The organism is Methylophilus flavus, assembly GCF_042678905.1.
GTDB lineage: Bacteria > Pseudomonadota > Gammaproteobacteria > Burkholderiales > Methylophilaceae > Methylophilus > Methylophilus flavus.
In genome coordinates this window covers 941,836-957,237 of sequence record NZ_JBHTLN010000001.1, presented here as the reverse complement: position 1 = coordinate 957,237, position 15,402 = coordinate 941,836, and the positions used below count along the sequence as shown (strand labels likewise).

The window sequence follows — 15,402 nt, the reverse complement described above, 5'->3', positions numbered from 1 at the left end:
ACTAAACATTTCCCGTTTTGATACACCATCACGGGAATCACATTGATAACGACGTTTACAAGTGATAACTTGAGCCGAAAAAAGCCGGACCTATGCATACGCGGTGACTTGGGCTAGGTCAGGTGACACCTGTACCCCGCCCCAGTCCCATGCATGTAGTGATTCCTCGTTGATAAAGGTCTGAGGTTAGATACCGCGTAATAATTCGTTAATGCCGACTTTGCTCAATGTTTTGGCATCGACTTTTTTCACGATCACCGCGCAATACAGGCTGTATTTGCCATCGCTTGATGGCAGATTGCCAGACACCACTACTGAGCCAGCTGGAACGCGGCCATAATGCACTTCGCCGGTTTCGCGGTCATAGATTTTGGTGGATTGGCCGATATATACGCCCATGGAAATCACGCAGTTGTCTTCAACGACTACGCCTTCAACCACTTCAGAACGTGCGCCAACAAAACAGTTGTCACCAATAATGGTTGGGCCAGCTTGCACAGGCTCCAGCACGCCGCCAATACCTACGCCGCCGGACAGGTGCACGTTTTTACCGATTTGCGCACATGAACCAACGGTCGCCCAGGTATCTACCATGGAGCCTTCGCCCACATAAGCACCGATGTTGACGTAAGAAGGCATCAGCACGGTATTTTTGGCAATGAAAGAGCCTTTGCGCACGATGGCATTTGGCACCACGCGGAAGCCGCCGGCCTTGAAATCTTCTTCAGTGTAATCGGCAAATTTCGGGTCGACTTTGTCGAAGTAGCGGGTCACGCCATCATCCATCAGGTAGTTATCTTTCAGGCGGAAAGACAGCAGCACGGCTTTTTTCAGCCATTGATGTGTTTCCCACTGTTGGGTGTCGCCAATACGGCTGGCCACGCGCAGTTTTCCAGCGTCCAGGTCATCAAGAATGGAAGCAACGGTTTGCTTGATTTCTGCAGATGCATTCGCAGGGTTGATGTTGGCGCGGTCTTCAAAAGCCGCCTCAATAATGCTTAGACGTGGATCCATGATGTTCTCTATTGATAGGAATGGGTAAAACCCGAAATTTTAACCTAATTTCGGGTGTTTAGTACTTTGCATGTGGCAATGAATGTAAGGAGCAGATGTGCTTATTTGGATTTTGCTGCCTGGTATAAAGGCAGCACTCTCGGCATCATCGCCTTCAGGTCTGCGATGCGGCTGTCTCCTGACGGGTGGGTGCTCAGGAACTCAGGCGGTTTTGAACCGCCAAGCGCATTCATTTTGTTCCATAGTGTGATTGCTGCTTCAGGGTTGTACCCCGCACGTGCTGCCAGTTCCAGGCCGATCTCGTCGGCTTCATGTTCTGCGGTACGGCTATTAGGTAAGGTCAGCGCGACGGCAGCTACCGTGCCGCCCAATGCCAGGGCAGCATTGGCATTGTCGGCGTTTTTGGTTGTGACGCCCACCGCCGCAGCCAGGCCGAGTAAACCGTATTGTTGTACTTTGGCACGAGACATCTGCTCACGTACATGTTCACGCAAGGCATGGGAGATTTCGTGCCCCATAACTGCAGCCAGTTCGTCATCACTCGGCTTGATCTGGTCCAGCAGGCCCGTATACACCATGATTTTGCCACCGGCCATGCAATAGGCATTTACTTCCTTGCTGTCCATGACATTGATTTCCCATTTCCACTTGAGGGCGTCGGGACGGAACACGCCGACCTGGGCGATCAGGCGGTTGGCAATATTACGCACGCGCTGCGTTTCCTTGCTGTCGGTATTCAGCACCTTTTTGTCCTGGGCTTCTTTCACCGTTTTCTGGTAGGCCAGCGCTGATTCCTGCTCGGCCTCTTTCTCGGACACCAGTCCCACATACTGTTTACGCTCTACACCAACGGCGCCGGACTTGGTGGTGCTGGTGGTTGCGCAACCTGCTAACTGCAGGCTTAACACAGAGGTTGCAATAATCAAGTAGGTTTTTATGGTCATAGTTCATCTCACATGTGGCTATACACAAATTTTACTACGGTTGTCTTTTCCGTTCATCAATCGCATTTTATCTGCTTTGAGGAAGTGCTAAATTTTTACCTGTGACCCTAATTCAACCACCCGGTTAGGCGGCAGCTTGAACTGGTTGGTGATGGTTTCCGCCGTCCTGAACAAACCAATAAAAATCTTTTTGCGCCAGAATGCCATGCCTGGTTTGTCAGAAGCAATCAGACTCTCTTTACCGACAAAGAATGAGGTATCCATGGTATCCAGCGTTAAGCCCTGTGCTTCGGTCAATGCCAGGTCACGCGGCAGGTCAGGCTCATCCATATAGCCGTAACGGATAGTGACGCGATAGAAACCATAGTCCAGGTTTTCTACCGCGAGACGTTCTTCCTGGCTGGTGTAAGGGTAATCTTCAAAGCGTACGGTCAATATCACGACATTGTCATGCAACACCTTGTTATGTTTGAGGTTGTGCAACAGTGCATGCGGTACGCCATCCGGGTTAGGTGTCATAAACACACCGGCACCATTGACGCGAGCAGGCGGATGCGCGCCTATGGCCTGGATAAACGGCACCAGTTCCATGGATTCTGACCTGAGGATGCGATAGAGCAAGGCCCGACCTGTTTTCCAGGTACGCATCAGGGTGAAAATAATCAGCCCCATCAGTAAAGGCACCCAGCCACCATCAGGAATTTTCAGGATGTTGGCGGTAAAGAAAGACAAATCAATCACCAGGAATACTGTAATCAGGCAAGCGGTTTTGAATTTACTCCATCCCCATAAATGATGGAAAACCACTGCTGCCAGCAAGGTGGTGATGACCATATCGCCAGTCACCGCAATCCCGTAAGCCGCTGCCAGGTCGCCTGAGCTGCCAAAAATCACTACCAGGCCCATGGTCGCAAGCATCAGGCCCCAGTTAACGCGTGGCATATAGACCTGGCCTTCAGTTTGCTCGGAGGTATGCGCAACGTGCATGCGCGGGATAAAGCCGAGTTGCAGTGCCTGGCGCGACACAGAAAATGCGCCGGTAATCACGGCCTGTGAAGCAATCACGGTGGCCAGCGTGGCCAGCAGAATGAGCGGGAATAATGCCCAGTCGGGGGCCAGGTGATAGAAAGGGTTCTGGATGGATTCAGGATCGGCAAGAATCAGTGCGCCCTGGCCGAAGTAATTACAGATCAAGGCAGGCAATACAAACAGGAACCAGGCCAGGCGTATCGGTTTACGGCCGAAATGGCCCATATCTGCGTACAGCGCTTCGGCACCTGTGACAGCCAGTACCACGGCACCCAGGGCAATAAAAGCGATCTTGGGCTGGGTGCTGAAAAACAGGTAAGCATAATAAGGGCTGAGCGCTTTGAGGATTTCAGTATGGTGGCTGATATTAATGGCACCGAGGATGCCGAGCACAGCAAACCAGGTCAGCATGATAGGGCCAAAAAAAGCACCCATGACCGCGGTGCCTTTGCTTTGCGCCCAGAACAGTAAAAACAGCACAAACAGTGTGATGGGCACTATCCAGTCATCCAGCTGCGGTGCGGCAACCTCAAGCCCTTCCACCGCAGATAACACAGAAATCGCTGGTGTGATCATGCCATCGGCGTAAAACATGCAGGCGCCGATAATACCCAGCATCATGATGCGTTTGCGCTGGTCAGGGTCACCGCCAGCATAACGGCTGGCTAGTGACAGCAAGGCCATAATACCGCCTTCACCACGGTTATCTGCCCGCATGATAAAAGCCACATACTTAAAGGAAACAATGAGCAGAAGTGCCCAGGTGATCAAAGACAAAATACCGTAAACGTTATCTTGTGTAAGTAGAAGCGGGTGATGGCCTACCGCAAAAACTTCTTTCATCGTGTAGAGGGGGCTGGTTCCGATATCACCGAATACGACCCCGAGTGCGGCAAGTGCCATGGTATGGAGTGCCGCGGGCTGACTTTTTGTATTGTCCATTGTGTGAACGACGTAAAGCAAACGTTTATTATCTGTCAATTTGACAGCTTAACCAAAGACTTTTGCTGCCGCACCGGTATGGCTATGTTAAGAATATATAAAAAACATTAATCCTCGCTTTGGGCGATTTGCGTGACGACTACGTTGGCTGAGCCTTTGTGTAGCGTCACGCGCAATGGCTCCTGTGCCACCAGTTGCTGCACATCTGTGACTGGTTGACCATCCGCTTTCTGCACAATCGCGTAGCCACGTGCCAGTACCTCGTGCGGATTCAGCTGCTGCAGGCTGGTAGAAAAGTGATCAAGCCGTCGCAATTGTTTATTCAACAGATGCTGCATGGCTAGCTGTAAACGGTGTTGCCATTGTTGCAGCGATTGCTTTTGCTGCTGTAATTGCTGCGTTGGCGAAATCAGCCTGCGTGATAAGTAATCGAGCGTCTGCGCCTGTTTTTGCAACAGGGATTGCATGGCGCGCATCAGGCGCGCTTGTGATTGTGCCAGTTGTGATCGCAACTGTGACTGGTCAGGGCAGGCAAGCTCTGCGGCAGCCGTCGGTGTGGCGGCGCGCAGGTCAGCGACAAAATCAGCAATCGTAAAATCCGTTTCATGGCCGATGCCACTGATGGTGGGCAAGCGGCAATCTGCAATGGCGCGTGCCACCACTTCTTCGTTAAAAGACCATAAGTCTTCAATACTGCCACCACCACGGCAGATCAGCAGGGTATCGACTTCCTGCCGCTGGTCAGCCTGGCGGATAGCGTTCGCAATCAGCTCTGCCGAGCCTTTGCCTTGTACCGGTGTCGGGTAAATAATCACCGCCATGCCAGGGTAGCGCCGGCGTATCGCCGTTAACACATCGCGCAATGCCGCTGCATCGGGGGAAGTGACAACACCTATGCGATGCGGATCTGCCGGAATGGGTTTTTTGCGGGATTGATCGAACAGGCCTTCGGCCTGCAGGCGCTGTTTTAACTGCTCGTAAGCCTCATACAGCCTTCCAAGGCCGGCTGGCTGCATAAACTCAATCGTCAGCTGGAAATCGCCACGCGCTTCATACAGCGTCACGGTGGCACGCGCTTCAATCGAATCGCCTTCGCGCGGCATGTTTTCCACAAGGCTGTTACGCCCTTTAAACATCACGCAACGTACCTGGGCCTTGGCATCCTTGAGTGAAAAGTACCAGTGGCCACTGGCCGCGCGTGTGAAGTTGGAGATTTCACCGCTGATCCAGAATAAGGGGAAACTGGTTTCCAGTAATTCCTTGGTGAGTCGCGTCAGGTCGCTGACATTTAAGATTTGCTTGGAAGAGGTCGATAACAAACTGGCCATAGGCCCACATTATCCAACAGCCAGTGTTGGTTGGCTATGTTTTTTCTGTAGCCCTGAGAACTGGCTTATTCAATATAAAAATAATGTAGACGATATTTTTCGCCCTCTGCAAGTTAGGCAAAAGGGCACTTTTTCACTGCATATGAGTCCTTAAATAGGTCAGGCATAGAAAATTTTTTATCGTCATGCTTTAGATAATGTCAAAAATGCAAATAAAAACATATACATATACTGCGCGTAAGACATTCTTGTTTATGTCACTCTGGTTATCAATGGCGGTATTTACGCTGTGGTCGCTCACGTCCGTAGCTGACGAAGAAAAGACCGCGAATGAAATTGTAATGAACCAGCCAGCAGAAGATGTAGAAAGCACACCTCAGGCGAGTGAGCCAGTCCCTGGCTATAGCCGCGAGCAGTCAAAAATGCAGAATGAAGGCTACAAGCAGTTTATCAAGCTGCAAACCAGCCTGGCTTCGGGGACTAAAAATGCGCTTGGTTTAAGCAGTTATGAGCAGGCCTATACGGATTATTGTGCCCTCGCCGGCGAAGCCCACAATCCTGACGCACAATTCGCCATGGGCTGGTTTTACAGTACCGGCAAAGGCGTGGAAGTGAACCATGATATAGCGGCACGCTTTTTCAGCCTGGCTGCGATACAAGGGCACCGGGACGCGAGGGAATGGCTGGATAAAGAGCCGGGCAATGTGGCGCTGGCAAAATTGCCTGCGTGTATGCATAGCCAGGAAAATTCTGCTGCCCAAGTGTTATACCGTAAACGCGGGCCGGTGTATCAGCTGGTGAAAAAGCATGCGCCAACCTATGGTGTGGATGTGGATCTTGCCATGGCGGTGATTGCGGTGGAATCCGGCTTTAACCCGAAAGCCACTTCGCGCAAGCAGGCGCAGGGTTTGATGCAGTTATTACCTGATACTCAGGCCAGGTTTCATGTCAAGGATGCTTATGATCCCGAACAGAATATCAAGGGCGGGCTTTCGTATTTACGCTGGCTGATCGCTTATTTTAAAGGTGATGTGGAATTGGTCGCGGCTGCCTATAATGCGGGCGAAAATGCCGTGCAGCGCCATCAGGGTATCCCGCCATATCCCGAAACGCGAAATTATGTGAAACGCATTGCCTTTTACTACAAAAAGAAACATCACGAGGTCAGGCAAAAAACGGCCATGCGCCAAAATGATGTGGCATCCTCCGCGTCCTGATGCAGTTTTTTTAATGAAGCATTCATTAAAATTGGAGAACCATCTATCCGCCTAAGCCATCACAAGCCGGTTATCTATTACAATTTCAGTCTTATTTAATGCGCAGGAGCATGCAATGTGTCAATGGTTTAAAGGGAAGGGCGGCTATGTATTGGGGTTTCTGGCCTGTTTCGGGATAGTCGCACTGGCTTTGGCGATACAGGTGCATTACAACCTTGAGCCCTGCCCATTATGTATTTCACAACGCATTATTTTCATGAGCCTGGGCGTATTGTTCCTGGTGCATGCATTTGTGCAGCCTAAATCCTGGTTAAGCACCGGCTTAGTCGTGGTGGAAGTGTTAACTGCTTTAGGTGGTGCAGGTGTGGCAATCCGCCACTGGTGGCTGCAAGTGCATAAAGATGAAATCATTGCCGACTGCGGTGTGGGTTTTGACTATATGTTCGAGAACTTCCCGTTGAAGAAAGCCCTGACGCTGGTATTCCGCGGTACCGGGGATTGCGCGGCGATTGACTGGACTTTGCTTGGGTTGACCCTGCCACAACTCGGTTTGATCAGCTTTATAGTATTTGGCAGCTATGGCGTATTCCTGTTTCGCGCCAGACGTTGCAGTCGTTAATTAACAGCTAGCTCTAAATCTGGCGAAAGATCTAATCCGCCGCAGTAAAGGCGGTGACTTTCACACCGGGCAACTGCTCATACAGCATGGCAGATTGCCTGGAAATCGTCTCATGCCACTCCTGAAACTGGCTTTCGCACGAATGCTCGGCCAATTGCGGCACCATGTCATTGGGGATGTCGGAGGCGCGCAATTTGGCTTTTTCGCGTTTCAGGCAACCCAGGTATTTGGCTTTGGCGTAAATCTCTTCGGTATGCATGCTGGCAATCGCCTGGTCAGCCTGGTTGATGGACTGGCACAATGGCGCTTGCTGGCTACTCCAGGCATAGCTGGCGTTCTTTTGCATATGAATCACGCTGGCAATATCCTCGCCGCGTTTGTGTATCCAGCCTTCCAGAATCTCGTTGCCACAACTTTCGTTCTGGCAACGCATGACACTTTTAATCAGCCAGGCGGCCTGCTTGGTCATGCGGTCTTCAGAAATGCCGCAGTTGTGAATGACATCATGCGACCGGGACATATACAGCTTGTAATTGGCGCGCCAGGTGGCGTGGCTGGCACAGGCGACCTTGCGCAAGGGATTGGAAACGGCGCATTGTTCAGTCGGCATGCTCTGCAATCGCTCGGGGGACCGGTTGCCGACCCGGCGGCAGGCCAGTGAAATCGCCTGACCATATGCTTGCGTGATGCCCCAGAACGACAGTCTGGCACGGCTGAATTCCGGACTGCTTTTAAGCGTGCCATCATTTTTCCAGTCCAGCGTCTCCGAAGACATATTCGATTTATGAAACACTACTTCACGTTCTGCTTCCATCGAGAATTCACTGCATGATGCCTGTACAAACTTGGTGGTGATGGTGTCGTCATGATCGTCCGCCCTCAGTTTGAAACGGATCATATCGTCGAGCTGGCCGACTTGCAGAGAATCAAGATCGACAGACACGGTGAGGAATTTTTCGCGGCCCTGGACCGTTTGCCATTGCTCTGCATGTAACTCAGGGATGAGCAGCAACATCTGCAAACAAACTAATACAGCACATCTAAACATCATAAATAAAACTACATCCGGAGTGATCAGGTACTTTTTTTCAAAAGCATTCAGCCTAGCGCAGCTGAATATACATTATTACGACCGGCCTGTTTGGCTTCGTATAATGCATTATCAGCGCGATGCAACAAGTGTGAGAGTGTATCACCGGCTTGCAACACGGCAACACCTGCACTAATCGTAATGGTATCTATCTCGGTAATGTCGAGTAAGTGTATCTGCTTGCGCATTTTTTCAGCCAGCTGATAGGCCTGCTTTAGTGATGTGCGCGGCGCGTACACAATCAATTCATCCCCACCCCAGCGCACGGTAATATCCGAAGCCCGGCTATGTTTTTTAATGCACGCAGCAACGCTTTTCAGCACCTTATCTCCCAGTACATGCCCATAGGTATCGTTGATTTTCTTGAAGTTATCTATATCGATCAGTATCAGCGCATCCGAAGTTTTCCCTCGGGTAGCGGGCGAGTATTCGGCAAATACATTCTCAAAATGATGGCGATTGCTGAGGCCGGTCAAATGATCTGTGCTGGATAGTCTGGTGAGATTTTCTTTTTCCTTTTCGAGGGCCGAATTCACCGCAGCCAGCTGTTCAGTGCGTTGCTTGACCAGCGCTTCCAGATTGGCGTTCAGCGCTTTCAGATGACTGGTTTGCGTTTCGCGCAGGCTTTCATAATTGTGGATGATAAAAAACTGGGCCAGCATGTAAAAGCCCAGGCTGAGGATATCCAGATTTTTAAATTCAGAAGGAAACAATCCTGATAAATGGTTGCCTACCACCAGAGCTAGGATGATTGCCAGCATTGAATAGCCGGCTTGACGACCTTTGAGGTAAAAAGCGGAAGCTAATATCAGTAACAGCAGGCCACTGCGGGTTGGATTGCCATTGGCCAGAAAAAACACGATGAGAAACTGCACGAAGCATAGCCACAGGGCGATGCTCGCAATTAACTCCACCATTTTATGATGGCGGTGCAGTATCCATAGCAGGATAAATGCAGCACAGGCAAACAGAAGGTCGACTTTGCCCAGAAAGGGATTGGTATTCCAGCGGATCACGCTCATGGCCAGGGATACCAGGCCAGCAAAAGTGAACACATTATTGAGGAAAATCACCTTGTAACGAACGTTAACGGTGTCTGTTAACGCCGGAAAAAGCTGGATCGGACGTAACATGACCACAAGCAGCTTGTTAATCCACTTTTTCAATATCCGTTTTCCTTGGCAATTATTGTTTTTGTGATGCGGTCAGTTTATGTAAAATGGCTACTGCGTCAGCTAAGTCAGGAACTTCATTGGAATTTTACATATATTAAGCTGGCGCGTGTATTAAATTATCACTTCAATTCTGGATATTTGAATGATGGATGATTCCGGCTGCCAGTGCGGAAAAACTCTGTCGATCTGTTATGAAACCATATAAAACCTTAGATGACTTTGTCGGCAACACACCCCTGGTTGCTTTGCAACGCATCAACCCGAACACCAGCAATACCATTCTGCTCAAGCTAGAAGGCAATAACCCGGCCGGTTCGGTTAAGGACAGGCCTGCCTACAGCATGATCCTGCGTGCCGAACAACGTGGCCAGATCAAGCCCGGCGACACCCTGATTGAAGCCACCAGTGGCAATACCGGCATTGCGCTGGCTATGGTAGCGGCCATGCGCGGCTATAAAATGATACTGGTAATGCCGGAAAACCAGACCATAGAACGCCGCCAAAGCATGAAAGCGTATGGTGCCCAGCTGGTGCTGACGCCCAAGGATGGCAGCATGGAACTGGCGCGCGATTTGGCGATGAAGATGCAGGCAGAAGGCGAAGGTATCGTACTCGACCAGTTTGGCAATTCGGATAATCCGCTGGCGCATTATGAAGGCACCGGTCCGGAAATCTGGCGCGATACCGAAGGCAAAGTCACGCATTTCGTTTCCAGCATGGGCACCACCGGCACCATTATGGGCACCTCGCAATACCTGAAAGAACAGAATCCGGCTATCCAGATCATAGGCGTGCAGCCGGAAGACGGCGCCCAGATTCCGGGTATCCGTAAATGGCCCGAGGCGTATATGCCTAAAATTTTCGATGCCAAGCGTATAGATGAATTGCGCTATGTCAGCCAGAAGCATGCTGAAGATACGACGCGCAAACTGGCCCAACAGGAAGGTATTTTCGCCGGGATTTCCAGTGGCGGGGCTTTGTATTCGGCATTGCAATTATCCAAAGAAGTGAATAACGCCGTGATTGTCGCCATTGTGTGTGATCGCGGTGATCGCTATCTATCTTCCGGAGTGTTTCCTGATTGATGCGCAGTTTGTGCCTGAGCCTGATTCTGTGGTCGGCACAAGCCTGTGCCATCAGCCAGATCAGCCTCAGCGCAGATAGCGTCAGCAGTGACCTGTTTCAACTGGAAAAGCCCAATGCAGTACTGGACTTACGCAGCAAACAGCAGGTAAAAATCAACGCCGAGCGGCTGCAATTGGGTGATGCAACACTGGATAAACCGAATATCTCGCTGGACATCAGCCAGCGTCCCACCTTGCTGATCACTTCCGATCAATTGCAGATGCAGCCTTACCAAGTCAGGCATCCGCGCATTTTCCTGGATTACCGGCAAAAGACGGTTCAACCTACTTTGTCTCTGGATGCCGAAGTCAAAGCATTGCATGACGAAGTCTGGGGCAAATTTCACCTTAATTGTCTGGTGGCAGCACAAGCTGAGACGCAAACCTGGCGTTGCGAAGATGGCTTGTATCAGGATATTCGCTCCAACGTTCCCTTTGATTTGCTGGTGACCCCGACTTGGAAAGCCGTCGCTAAAAGCGGTGAGATGGCGAAGGGTGTAGACGTGGAGTTATCAGTCAACCAGGCAAAGTTCAGCGATGCAGAAGGTTTGCATGCAGCGGATAAGCTGACCGGCAAGGTCAATCTTTCGGCGCATGAACAAGCCGGCGGCTGGCGCTGGCAGGGTGTTTTCGACTGGCAACAGGGGGAGCTATTCTGGCAGCCATTTTATTTTGCCGATGGCAACAAACGGTTTGAGATCAGAGGGTTTTACCGCCAGCCTTATCTGGATATCGAGCAGGCTACCCTCAGTTTGCCAGGCGTAGGCACATTGCACAGCCAAAGCCGTGTCAACCTGATCAGCAAAGAATTCGAGATATTAAAGGTCGATGCCCATGATGTGGATTTTAATGGCGTCTACCAGGCGTTTATCCAGCCGCTGATTCCCAATTCAGCATTCGGGCATCTGAACGTTTCCGGCAAGGCGGACTGGTCTTTCGAAGCTAAAGGATTGCAGCCTTTGAAGTTCCACCTGAATATTGTGGATGCCAGCCTGGAAGACCAGCGCGGCAAATTCGGCTTCAGCCATTTGAGTGCCAATATCCCGTGGGATTATGAGCAACCAACACAGATAGCCATGGGTTACCAGTCCGGCCATATTTTAAAAATCCCCCTGGGCCCAACCAGCTGGTGGGCTGAAGTTAACCGTTATTCCATCACTTCACCCAGCCTGAAGCTGCCGATCCTGGATGGGATGCTGGATTTCCAGGATATTTCCGCCGCCTGGATCAACCAGAGCATGGTCTGGCATGTCAAGATGGATATGCAGCCTATCAGCATGTCACAATTCAGCCAGGCGCTGGACTGGCCGACCATGCGTGGCCAGATCACCGGGGCTGTGCCATTGATCACCTATGCCAACCATGAGTTGCGCATGACTGGCGATATGCAGTTCAGGCTGTTTAATGGCATGGTCGGCATGTCTGACCTGGATATTGATGACCCGTTAGGCGCGGTGCCGAAATTGCACGCGAATTTCACCATGCGCGATATTGACCTGGGTGAAATCACCCGCACCTTTAATTTTGGCTCTATCAGTGGCAAACTGGAAGGCGATATCAAGCACTTGCGGTTGCAGAACTGGAAACCGGTGTATATGGATGCTGTGATCCAGACCGCTGATGGCCCGTTTGAAAAGAAAATCTCGCAGCGTGCAGTGGAAAATATCACGGCATTGGGAGGAGAGGGGACGGCTGCCGCATTGCAACGTACTTTCCTGCGTTTTTTTAAAGAATTCGGTTATGAAAAGATTGGCCTGCACTGTGAGTTGCGCGGGGATATCTGCAAAATGGGTGGCGTGGAAGCCATCCCCGATGGCTTCGTCATTGTCAAAGGCAAAGGCGCGCCTTCAGTCAACGTCAATGGCTACACCAAATATGTGAGCTGGAAAGATGTGCTGGCACGCATGCAGCGCGTGACGGATAGCAATAGTAAGATCATTATTGATTAGGCGACAATGGATCATGGGAAAGGAAGCAGATTGAATTTTGCGATGGATAAACAGTATATGCGATGGCTACGCACAGGGCTGTTGATTGCTGCCGCCATCGAACTGACGGCATGTGTCACCATTAATATCTATTTCCCGGCGGCGGCGGCTGAAAAAGCGGCGGATAAAGTGATAGACGAAATCTGGCAGACCCCTGCCGGGCAGAGTCCGGCATCTGTTCCGAACACAGCACCTGCAGCAGCTACACCTGCTGCAGTTCCAGCCGTTAACCAGGAGTCTGCACCATGAGTATCTTTATCAAAACAATCCAGCAGCGGCTGCTGCAATTGCAACTATTTAAGCTTTGGGGCAATCACATCTTTAAGAAAGTGTTATCCAGTGCAGGTTTGCTGGTACTCATGACAATGCAGAGTCATGCAGCTGCCGACCTTGATGTGAATACGCCCGCAGTTGCTGCGGTGAAGGCCAGTATGCAAAACCGCCATCAGCTGTTATCGGCGCACTACCAGTCAGGGGCTGTGGGCTTGACTGCAGACGGCTTTGTCGCGGTAAAAGATGCAGGTTTGGTGCCATTGTCCCAGCGTAGTGCACTGGCCGCGCTGGTAAAGGATGAAAATGCAGACCGCGGCAGGTTATATCAGGGTATTGCTGCCGCAAATGGTCACCCTGAGTGGGAAGGCGAGATACAGCGGACTTTTGCCCAGCGCTGGATAGACCGCGCCCAAACAGGCTGGTTGGTACAACGTGACGGGCAGTGGGTGAAAAAATAATGGCTAAGGTCTTGTATAGCAAAGCTTTATCAAATGCTGTTTAAGCTGACCGTGAAATTAAGGCCTGTCATGTAAATTATTTATCATCCAGACAAATCGAAAAACAAAGCGGTAAAAAGACCGGGTTTCAATTTCAGGCACGGTCATTGCATACAAATAAAATGCATATTGCGATGGAAGGAGTTTGTTGTGGCAAATAATCTTTTCGTTCTACCTCGTCTGGGCCAAACTATCCGGCAGGAAGATTCGGGCATTTACTACATCCTGAATCAGCAAACCGGGCGGGTCCGTTCCCTGATACAACTGGTGCGTGAAAACCTGCACTGGTATATCTTGCAGTTACAGCCGATTGCAGATGGCCTGGATTACCGCTGGTCAGTGTTGTCGCGAGAAAACGATTGCGCACTTAAGCCAGCGACTGACAGGCAGATCGCTCATTACTTTTCCAAACCCGAATACACCGAACCAATCGGTGCCTGGCAAGTGATGCGTAATGCAGACTTTGGCTTTGGCAAGTTCACTCCCATCGAAGCGCCAGAAGATATCAGCTATGCCATCCTGACCTTTGAAGGGGATGAGATGAAGACACCTGTCCGTTTGCATAAAGCGCCTAGTGAGTGGCTGGAAGAAAGCAACGACAAAGACATTCTGCAACTGGAAATTGCCTGACGTTTATAGATTCACTGGTTTGTTAGATTTCCACCCGTTTCCCGCTAATAAAGGGATTGATGATTATCTCTTCAAACCACTGAGCGTTTAACGATAGGCATATTCGGCTGGTGAGGTGCCTATTGCCTGTGATATGGTAACGACCATATTATTTTATGGGGCAATCCGGCCGGATTGTTTTTCTCATGCTGCACAGCCTGGTGTTTGATATAGAAACCATTCCCGATATTGACGGTATCCGTCAATTACATAATCTGCCCTCCGACTTGAATGACAGCGATGTAGCCAACATCGCTTTTCATCAACGTCGCCAGCAAAATGGAACGGATTTTTTACCGCACCATTTGCAACGGGTATGTGCAATTTCTTGCGCCATGCGTGAAGGCAACCAGTTCAAGGTGTGGACCTTAGGAGATGAAGATTCAAGCGAAGCAGAAATCATCCAGCGCTTTTTCGACGGTATTGAGAAATACACACCCAACCTGGTGAGCTGGAATGGTGCCGGCTTTGATTTGCCAGTATTGCATTACCGCGCCATGGTGCATGGCATCACAGCACCTAGATACTGGGATCTGGGTGAAGATGACAAAGACTTCAAGTGGAATAACTATATCAGCCGCTACCACATGCGGCATGTGGATCTGATGGATGTACTGGCGATGTACAGCGGCCGCGCCAATGCGCCGCTGGATCAGATGGCCCAGTTATGTGGCTTCCCCGGCAAGCTGGGTATGGATGGCAGTAAAGTATGGCAGGCGTATCTGGATGGCGAAATCAAAGCCATCCGTGACTACTGTGAAACCGATGTTGCCAACACGCACCTGGTTTATCTACGCTTTTTGAAGATGCGCGGCCATTTAACTGACGCGGCATATCAGGAGGAAATCAGTTTGGTACGTGAGACCTTGACTGGCTACGATGCCACGCACTGGCAACAATTTGTAGCAGCGTGGGACCCGGTTAGCTGAAGGACCCGGTTAGCTAGCTGAGTCCACTGCTGCCCTGGTATCGTTCTTGATTTCATCAGGGGTGACATCATCTTGCCTGTTTTCTTCCCGTGAATCCTCATCAAGCGTCGTGTTCTTCCAATTGAGTATCACGCGCTGGTGTTTTTTAGCGTTAGCATTCAGCGTGTAACGCTGGGAGTTGCCCTGGTAACTGGCAATCACCGTATATCTGCCAGTTGGCAAGCTGAGTAATAATCTGGGAGCGGCGTGTTCCAGGCTGAACACTGTCTGTTTTTTTGCGTCGAGGATGCTGATATTGACGTCATCGACCAGGCGGCCGATTTTACCTTCAGAAAACAGGAAATACAGATTGAACTGTTTTTTGAATGACTCCAGCGCTTCGACTTCTTCCGAGCCTATGCCGCCAGTCACGTAACTCACACCATTTGCATCCTGCTGTATGGCAATCTCATCTGCCCGGCAGGCTGACGAAGTGAACAATGCCACCACCAGTGCAATACTTAGACTCCATTGTTTTAACATATGGTCTCCCTTATTTTGCAGTGCTTGTTGAGGGATTGTAAG

General features: G+C 50.5%; 15 protein-coding genes. 8 read left to right on the top strand and 7 right to left on the bottom strand.

Features of this window, described 5'->3' with window-relative positions:
• Positions 1-186: 186 nt before the first annotated feature.
• The 4 genes from dapD to xseA all read right to left on the bottom strand — a co-directional run bounded on the left by dapD (position 187) and on the right by xseA (position 5,257).
• On the bottom strand, positions 187-1,014 hold the full coding sequence (gene dapD, locus ACFQ2T_RS04490; protein ID WP_055826029.1) for a 2,3,4,5-tetrahydropyridine-2,6-dicarboxylate N-succinyltransferase: 828 nt from the start codon (positions 1,012-1,014) through the stop codon (positions 187-189).
• 101 nt (positions 1,015-1,115) lie between these two features.
• Positions 1,116-1,958 carry a M48 family metallopeptidase gene (locus tag ACFQ2T_RS04485; RefSeq protein ID WP_379031077.1) on the bottom strand — a complete coding sequence of 281 codons (843 nt, stop codon included), beginning with the start codon at positions 1,956-1,958 and terminating at the stop codon, positions 1,116-1,118.
• Between the two features lie 87 nt (positions 1,959-2,045).
• Complete coding sequence (locus tag ACFQ2T_RS04480; RefSeq protein WP_379031074.1) at positions 2,046-3,929, bottom strand: potassium transporter Kup; 1,884 nt, start codon at positions 3,927-3,929, stop codon at positions 2,046-2,048.
• 107 nt (positions 3,930-4,036) lie between these two features.
• Entirely contained in the window at positions 4,037-5,257 is a 1,221-nt protein-coding gene (gene xseA, locus ACFQ2T_RS04475) for an exodeoxyribonuclease VII large subunit (RefSeq protein WP_379031072.1), read from the bottom strand.
• A gap of 341 nt (positions 5,258-5,598) precedes the next feature.
• On the opposite strand from xseA, the gene ACFQ2T_RS04470 reads away from it, so the two are divergent.
• Positions 5,599-6,474 carry a transglycosylase SLT domain-containing protein gene (locus ACFQ2T_RS04470; RefSeq protein ID WP_379031069.1) on the top strand — a complete coding sequence of 292 codons (876 nt, stop codon included), beginning with the start codon at positions 5,599-5,601 and terminating at the stop codon, positions 6,472-6,474.
• 115 nt (positions 6,475-6,589) lie between these two features.
• A complete protein-coding gene (locus ACFQ2T_RS04465) occupies positions 6,590-7,093 on the top strand; it encodes a disulfide bond formation protein B (protein ID WP_379031066.1) in 504 nt (167 codons plus the stop codon).
• 31 nt (positions 7,094-7,124) lie between these two features.
• On the opposite strand, the gene ACFQ2T_RS04460 is transcribed toward ACFQ2T_RS04465, so the two are convergent.
• On the bottom strand, positions 7,125-8,108 hold the full coding sequence (locus ACFQ2T_RS04460; protein ID WP_379031063.1) for a hypothetical protein: 984 nt from the start codon (positions 8,106-8,108) through the stop codon (positions 7,125-7,127).
• A gap of 83 nt (positions 8,109-8,191) precedes the next feature.
• Entirely contained in the window at positions 8,192-9,349 is a 1,158-nt protein-coding gene (locus tag ACFQ2T_RS04455; protein ID WP_379031060.1) for a GGDEF domain-containing protein, read from the bottom strand.
• Between the two features lie 200 nt (positions 9,350-9,549).
• On the opposite strand from ACFQ2T_RS04455, the gene cysM reads away from it, so the two are divergent.
• The 6 genes from cysM to ACFQ2T_RS04425 all read left to right on the top strand — a co-directional run bounded on the left by cysM (position 9,550) and on the right by ACFQ2T_RS04425 (position 14,838).
• Positions 9,550-10,443, top strand: a complete 894-nt coding sequence (gene cysM / locus ACFQ2T_RS04450) for a cysteine synthase CysM (protein WP_379031057.1) — start codon at positions 9,550-9,552, stop codon at positions 10,441-10,443.
• Positions 10,443-12,431: a hypothetical protein gene (locus tag ACFQ2T_RS04445; protein ID WP_379031054.1), complete on the top strand. Its 1,989-nt coding sequence runs from the start codon at positions 10,443-10,445 to the stop codon at positions 12,429-12,431. The genes cysM and ACFQ2T_RS04445 overlap by 1 nt, the downstream gene beginning before the upstream one ends.
• Positions 12,432-12,473: 42 nt before the next feature.
• Positions 12,474-12,719 (top strand): hypothetical protein, encoded by a 246-nt coding sequence (locus ACFQ2T_RS04440; RefSeq protein ID WP_379031051.1) that lies wholly within the window; start codon positions 12,474-12,476, stop codon positions 12,717-12,719.
• Between the two features lie 110 nt (positions 12,720-12,829).
• Complete coding sequence (locus tag ACFQ2T_RS04435; RefSeq protein ID WP_379033892.1) at positions 12,830-13,201, top strand: YdbL family protein; 372 nt, start codon at positions 12,830-12,832, stop codon at positions 13,199-13,201.
• Positions 13,202-13,390: 189 nt separating this feature from the next.
• On the top strand, positions 13,391-13,870 hold the full coding sequence (locus ACFQ2T_RS04430; RefSeq protein WP_379031049.1) for a hypothetical protein: 480 nt from the start codon (positions 13,391-13,393) through the stop codon (positions 13,868-13,870).
• A gap of 185 nt (positions 13,871-14,055) precedes the next feature.
• Positions 14,056-14,838, top strand: a complete 783-nt coding sequence (locus tag ACFQ2T_RS04425) for a 3'-5' exonuclease (protein ID WP_379031046.1) — start codon at positions 14,056-14,058, stop codon at positions 14,836-14,838.
• A gap of 9 nt (positions 14,839-14,847) precedes the next feature.
• On the opposite strand, the gene ACFQ2T_RS04420 is transcribed toward ACFQ2T_RS04425, so the two are convergent.
• Positions 14,848-15,360: a hypothetical protein gene (locus tag ACFQ2T_RS04420; RefSeq protein WP_379031043.1), complete on the bottom strand. Its 513-nt coding sequence runs from the start codon at positions 15,358-15,360 to the stop codon at positions 14,848-14,850.
• Positions 15,361-15,402 lie beyond the last annotated feature (42 nt).

Bases quoted from the DNA above. Each gene is read 5' to 3' on its own strand.
- ACFQ2T_RS04460 (WP_379031063.1), bottom strand. From the start codon at position 8,108: ATGTTGCTGCTCATCCCTGAGTTACATGCAGAGCAATGGCAAACGGTC.
- ACFQ2T_RS04435 (WP_379033892.1), top strand. From the start codon at position 12,830: ATGACAATGCAGAGTCATGCAGCTGCCGACCTTGATGTGAATACGCCC.
- dapD (WP_055826029.1), bottom strand. From the start codon at position 1,014: ATGGATCCACGTCTAAGCATTATTGAGGCGGCTTTTGAAGACCGCGCC.
- ACFQ2T_RS04445 (WP_379031054.1), top strand. From the start codon at position 10,443: ATGCGCAGTTTGTGCCTGAGCCTGATTCTGTGGTCGGCACAAGCCTGT.
- ACFQ2T_RS04470 (WP_379031069.1), top strand. From the start codon at position 5,599: ATGAACCAGCCAGCAGAAGATGTAGAAAGCACACCTCAGGCGAGTGAG.
- xseA (WP_379031072.1), bottom strand. From the start codon at position 5,257: ATGGCCAGTTTGTTATCGACCTCTTCCAAGCAAATCTTAAATGTCAGC.
- ACFQ2T_RS04485 (WP_379031077.1), bottom strand. From the start codon at position 1,958: ATGACCATAAAAACCTACTTGATTATTGCAACCTCTGTGTTAAGCCTG.
- ACFQ2T_RS04420 (WP_379031043.1), bottom strand. From the start codon at position 15,360: ATGTTAAAACAATGGAGTCTAAGTATTGCACTGGTGGTGGCATTGTTC.
- ACFQ2T_RS04480 (WP_379031074.1), bottom strand. From the start codon at position 3,929: ATGGACAATACAAAAAGTCAGCCCGCGGCACTCCATACCATGGCACTT.
- cysM (WP_379031057.1), top strand. From the start codon at position 9,550: ATGAAACCATATAAAACCTTAGATGACTTTGTCGGCAACACACCCCTG.
- ACFQ2T_RS04465 (WP_379031066.1), top strand. From the start codon at position 6,590: ATGTGTCAATGGTTTAAAGGGAAGGGCGGCTATGTATTGGGGTTTCTG.
- ACFQ2T_RS04425 (WP_379031046.1), top strand. From the start codon at position 14,056: ATGCTGCACAGCCTGGTGTTTGATATAGAAACCATTCCCGATATTGAC.
- ACFQ2T_RS04440 (WP_379031051.1), top strand. From the start codon at position 12,474: ATGGATAAACAGTATATGCGATGGCTACGCACAGGGCTGTTGATTGCT.